Origin of the sequence: Pseudomonas sp. SIMBA_068 (genome assembly GCF_046534705.1) — a bacterium.
GTDB lineage: Bacteria > Pseudomonadota > Gammaproteobacteria > Pseudomonadales > Pseudomonadaceae > Aquipseudomonas > Aquipseudomonas putida.
The window spans coordinates 1-278 of record NZ_JAWRYI010000388.1 but is presented as its reverse complement, the minus strand read 5'-3'; the positions used below and the strand labels follow the sequence as shown (position 1 = coordinate 278).

General features: G+C 57.6%; 1 pseudogene. It reads left to right on the top strand.

The features are described from left to right. Positions 1–278 (top strand): annotated as a pseudogene (pxpC, locus tag SB756_RS29655) (5-oxoprolinase subunit PxpC); the annotation flags it as partial.

Sequence of the window (278 nt, the reverse complement as noted above, 5' to 3'; positions counted from 1 at the left end):
AGATCACGCTCGGTCAGTTAACTGTTGAGTTCGAAACTGATGGGTGGTTTGCTCTGACGGGTGCCGGTTGCGAAGCGCGGCTGGATGATAATGCCGTCTGGACCGGCTGGCGATTGCCGATGAAAGCAGGCCAGCGTTTAACGCTTAAACGCCCGCAGCACGGGATGCGCAGTTATCTGGCGGTCGCGGGTGGTATTGATGTTCCGCCGGTAATGGGCTCATGCAGCACCGATCTCAAAGTGGGGATTGGCGGGCTGGAAGGCCGTTTACTGAAGGAT